Annotated in this window: 2 protein-coding genes and 2 pseudogenes; 2 read left to right on the top strand and 2 right to left on the bottom strand. The window is 40.6% G+C overall.

The window, feature by feature from the left end; all coding sequences use genetic code 11:
* The first annotated feature begins 499 nt into the window (after window positions 1-499).
* Window positions 500-1,456: a putative 2-dehydropantoate 2-reductase gene (locus tag PI95_RS34540; protein WP_039754946.1), complete on the top strand. Its 957-nt coding sequence runs from the start codon at window positions 500-502 to the stop codon at window positions 1,454-1,456.
* Between the two features lie 152 nt (window positions 1,457-1,608).
* Here the strand turns inward: PI95_RS34540 and PI95_RS34535 are convergent, their stop codons facing one another.
* The gene (locus tag PI95_RS34535) at window positions 1,609-2,622 is read right to left on the bottom strand and encodes a 3-oxoacyl-[acyl-carrier-protein] synthase III C-terminal domain-containing protein (protein ID WP_039754948.1); all 1,014 of its coding nucleotides are present in this window, start codon (window positions 2,620-2,622) and stop codon (window positions 1,609-1,611) included.
* A gap of 563 nt (window positions 2,623-3,185) precedes the next feature.
* A pseudogene (locus PI95_RS34530) lies at window positions 3,186-4,571 on the bottom strand (IS110 family RNA-guided transposase).
* 13 nt (window positions 4,572-4,584) lie between these two features.
* On the opposite strand from PI95_RS34530, the pseudogene PI95_RS34525 reads away from it, so the two are divergent.
* Window positions 4,585-4,834, top strand: a pseudogene (locus tag PI95_RS34525) (GNAT family N-acetyltransferase); the annotation flags it as partial.

Raw genomic sequence — 4,834 nt, 5'->3', positions numbered from 1 at the left:
ACGACAAATGGGGACAGGCTTGTTTTGTAGATCCGCAATTACCCACGACTATTTTTGATGAAGCCTGTCCCCATTTGTCTAGGGAAGGACTCGCCCAACCAATAATTTAAAACACGGCTGGTATTTTTTTTTAACGGTTTCTCCTAAACTGAACTGATTGAGAGCTTTCTGAGCAATTGTATACCCAGATGCAACATTCCCCAACTTCAGTTCATTCCGATGCTACACATATCTCCATCATGATATGCGATCGCTCCACCCAATTCTTAGAGGAAAAGAGGAGCGACACTCAACAGCCCATTAAACTAGACATCGCATACAAAAAAGCCCAGTTATGAGATGACTGGGCTTTTAGCTATCTCAATCAATCATTGCAGGAGAGTAGTTTCACACTAGGCAGCAGGTTGTTCTAAATTAACCTTGACAACGCAGTTTTTGGCTGTGTGTGTGCGGCGTATTTGCCTTATGATCATCAGAGAAAAATCTCATTGTTAGCAAAATGTCCGAGCGTAGTTACGCCATTATAGGAACTGGTGCATTAGGTGGCTTTTATGGTGCCAAACTGCAAAAAGCTGGTTTAGATGTCCACTTTCTGCTGAAGAGTGATTATGAATATGTCAGTAAATCTGGTTTGGTTATTGAGTCAAAAGATGGTGATTTCACCCTGACTCAAGTCAATGCCTACAATGATGTAGAAAAAATGCCACCATGCGATGTGGTGGTGGTAGCACTAAAGACGACACAAAACCATTTATTGCCGCAGATTTTACCGCCACTCGTCAAGGATGATGGGGTAGTGTTGGTATTGCAAAATGGACTGGCGGTGGAAGAAGAAGTTGCCAAAATAGTTGGCAATGTCAGCATTATTGGTGGATTGTGTTTTCTTTGTTCCAATAAAGTCGGAGAAGGACATATCCGCCATCTCGACTATGGACAAATTACGCTAGGAGGATATGCTTCTGGCTATGATCCTACTGGGATTACAGATAAGATGCAGCAAATTGCCGATGACTTGAAGAGTGCTGGTATCTCAATGGAATTAGCTGAAGACTTATTACTAGGGCGATGGAAAAAATTGGTGTGGAATATTCCCTATAATGGACTGTCTGTAATTCTCAACGCTAGAACAGATGAATTAATGTCCTATATCCACACCCGCAAATTAGTTGAACAGTTGATGTATGAAGTTGCAGCAGGTTCTTTTAGTTGCGGACGCATCATTCCTGATAGCTTCATTCAAACAATGTTGGATTACACCGTGAAGATGAAGCCTTATCGTACCAGCATGAAAATTGACTACGACGAAAGGCGGCCTTTGGAAGTAGAAGCAATTTTTGGGAACCCATTACGGAAAGCACATTCTAGGGGTGTGGATTTACCGCAGATTAGCTGTATATACCAGCAGCTAAAGTTTTTGGATGAGATTAGAAAAGTGGGAGATCGCCAAAACGCTTAATTACTGCTGCCACTCTGTACTTTGTCCAACGCAAGACTCAAGAATTATCGCTGTTGTCATTAAACACAACAGAATAAATCCCAAAGGCACAAAGAAGTGTTGTAGTAAATAGACCAGTATGCGGCATCACAGAGTATGCTTGATTAGTGTCTCTAATATTTTATAGTTAACGCTGCCCATGAAAAACCAGCAGCACTACTAGCTAAAACCACAAGGTTCCCAGGCTTTATTTTCTTTGACTCTAGAGTTTTTGCTAAGCCAAATATGGTATCTACAGCACCCAAATGACCATATTCAGGTAAAGAAATGAATGTCTGGTCATCCTTTAAATTTAAAGATTCTAAAATGCCTTTAGATAAGCTCTTTTTTACTTGATTTGTTAATAAAAAATCCACATCTTTTATCGAATAACCACTTTTTTGTAATGATTTATGAATCACCTTACCATAGTTTTCTAAATATACATTTGATAAGATTGTATCTAGTTCTTGAGGGTCTTTTACTTTTAAATAATTCAGTTCATCGTTAATTTGTGTACCCCCAACAGGAAACTTAGTTCCTGCTGATGGAACTTTGAGGCAATCCACCAATTTTCCATTTGTGATGGCGTGATAAAAGAGGATTTGATTGGTTGGTTCTTCTTTTTTCAATATCGCTGCTGCTGCACCATCAGCCATGATAAATGTTGATAAACTATTCACATCTGAATAATCTAACAGCATAGACAATTTATCACTACAGACGACTAGAGCATAAGATAAATCACTATCTGCCAGTAACATATTTCGACAAATATGTATTCCTAGATTGCCACTATTGCAAAAATTTCTAACTTCAAATGCAAAAGCGTTTTCTGCACCAATTGCATCTTGGATTTTGGCAGCAGGAGACCAAAATCTGTAATCATAGTCTCCTGCCGCACAATAAGCAATTAGATCAATTTCACTAGCTGTAATCTTTGCCTGATTTATCGCTTCTAATGCCGCTTTAATTCCCATATCACTGGGATGTTCGTCTTTATCTGCAATTGGTTTCTGTTTTATCCCAATCTTGTCAGTGAAAACAAACTCAGGTAAATTGGCTAGTTTTGCCATTTCCTTACTGGTTAAAATTCTTGCTGGAATATAATAACCAACAGACGTGATACCAACGGTTTGTTTTATCATGCAGAATACTCTAATAAGTATGTATAGTTATTTTATTATTTAACTGAAGAATTGTTGAACACAGTTAAATGCCGCTGCCGTCAGCTGTCAAATAACGCTCTTATTTGTCATCCTTAACACATTAGCATCGCTCTATGATGCAAGAAAGCTAAATTAAGCTGTATCAAGGATTAGCCCATTATACGCACATGGCATAAGCCTTTTTTGTCTGCTGTTGTTCCAAGAAATCCAAACTGCTACAACGCCCGCTCAGATAGAAGTTACATCAATTTTAAAGTTTAATGACAATAAGAGTGATAATACGACAAATAAATTGTTATCCGACAGTTGTAGTTAAATTGGCAGATTATTTTTCCAATCTCCCGGAGGGAGACGCTTCTCTCCGAGAGGCACGCTCAGGGAGCGAACGACGGTAAAAAGTTGGAAGAGGGGTCAAATGAGCAGTGATATCGAAAGTTACCTTTCAAGAAACACATTTTGAAAGGCTGATAGAGTAAGGATTTCGGGGAATTGTGTGTCTTTGCTGATTCTCGAAGAGCGATCGCCATGTCTCTTTGAGAACGTTAAGAAGCACTTTCTGTGGCAGTAGATTGAGCAATAAGTTCAAAACCCAAAGACTGAGCTTTTTTCCTCAGAGCGTTGAGTAGATGTTCGTGGTATTTCTGCTCATAGTAGTCGATGCCAGGGTCGGCATAAAGTCCTGCAGTTGTCCACATCTGGTAAAACAGGCGTGCCAGTTTATGTGCCGTAGCTGTAATCGCTTTGGGAGCACCCAAACGGGAACGTAAGCGGCGATAGAAAGCGCGATCGCGCAGAACGACTTTGAGTCAGAGAAAAAGCCGCCATGCGAAAAGCACAAGCAGCACGATTAACAACAGGACGAGTTTTAGAGCTTTTGACCTTACCGCCAGTAATTTTTTGACCAGGGCATAAACCTAACCATGAGGTAAAGTGCTTAACAGTTGGAAACCGTCCGGGGTTTAATCCAACTTCAGACAAAATCGTTTGTACATTCAAAGCATCAAGACCATCAATCAACGTGAAATCGACACCTGCGATCCGGTAAAGAAACGAATGCAAATCAAAATTTGGGTGGTTTGCGGTTGGCTTTTTTCTGCGTTTTTTCTTTGTTGTTGGAAGTTCCTCTTCTGTTTTAGGTTCAAAGGAGGCGAGACATTTTTCAATTTCCTTGTCTAGGGAGGCAATCTCTTTCTGATAAACTTCATAAAGAGTTAATTCTTGCTTCAAAACAAACAGATGTTCACGCTCGTTAGTCACCTGTTAAGGCTTTGACAATCTCTGTTGTAGTACTTTTAATTCTGGGGTCTTTAAGGGCAGCTAAAACTTGTGGGTCTGTTTGTCCAGCAGCTATTGCCTTGATAATTGTCATTCCTGTCAGACCAGTAATATCGCTAATGACTTTATGTAAGTGTAGATTCATTTGAATCAGGGCTTTTTGCATTCGCGCTCACATGAGTACTAGCACTCTTGATTAAACTGTCTCTTTGACGGATGTAACTACGTAGGACGCATACTTGGTCTTCCGGGCGGAATGAGCCTGACAGCAACCCGTAGGTGTGCAATTGCTGCAACCACTGACAGTCATTAACATCAGTTTTACGTCCTGGCACTGTTTTAACGTGGTGAGCATTGACTAGTTTGACATCAAAACCCTTTGCTTCCAAAATTTGAAACACAGGAATCCAGTAAACACCCGTTGCCTCCATCGCCACAGTGTCTACCCCACATTCGATTAGCCAGTCAGCCATTGCAATTAAATCAGGGGTAAAACATCCAAATCGCCGCACATTTTTGTCTGTTCTATCAGGCGGAACACACACCCAATGTTCTCCACCACCAAGGTCGATACCAGCTGCGTTGTGGTTTATTTGCTCCCACTGCGTCTTGGACTTAGGTTGATGATGATTTTGTTCTGGCGGCAATTTCATATAGCTGCAACTTTTGACACAGGGTTTTATTGATGACCCCAGTTTTACCTTTATTTTTGGTGAAAATGCAAATAAATTCCAGGCTTTAAACGCATTCTTTGAGCTATTCGCAACTGATGCAATAGAGCGAGGCGAAATCATTACTGCGCCAGAGGAACAAGGAGCCTGTATTTGGTATCCTGCGGAAGTAGAAATTTTTAACGAGCAATTTGAACAAAGAGTGGCTGAAATTATTTCGACGGCATCGCATTTTTGCGGTTGGG

This window comes from Hassallia byssoidea VB512170, assembly GCF_000817785.2.
GTDB lineage: Bacteria > Cyanobacteriota > Cyanobacteriia > Cyanobacteriales > Nostocaceae > Hassallia > Hassallia carrinoi.
The sequence above is the reverse complement of the archived record's forward strand: the minus strand, read 5'-3'. Positions and strand labels throughout refer to the sequence as shown.

Excerpts from the sequence above, each read along its gene's own strand:
- PI95_RS34540 (WP_039754946.1), top strand. The coding sequence starts at position 500 with ATGTCCGAGCGTAGTTACGCCATTATAGGAACTGGTGCATTAGGTGGC.
- PI95_RS34535 (WP_039754948.1), bottom strand. The coding sequence starts at position 2,622 with ATGATAAAACAAACCGTTGGTATCACGTCTGTTGGTTATTATATTCCA.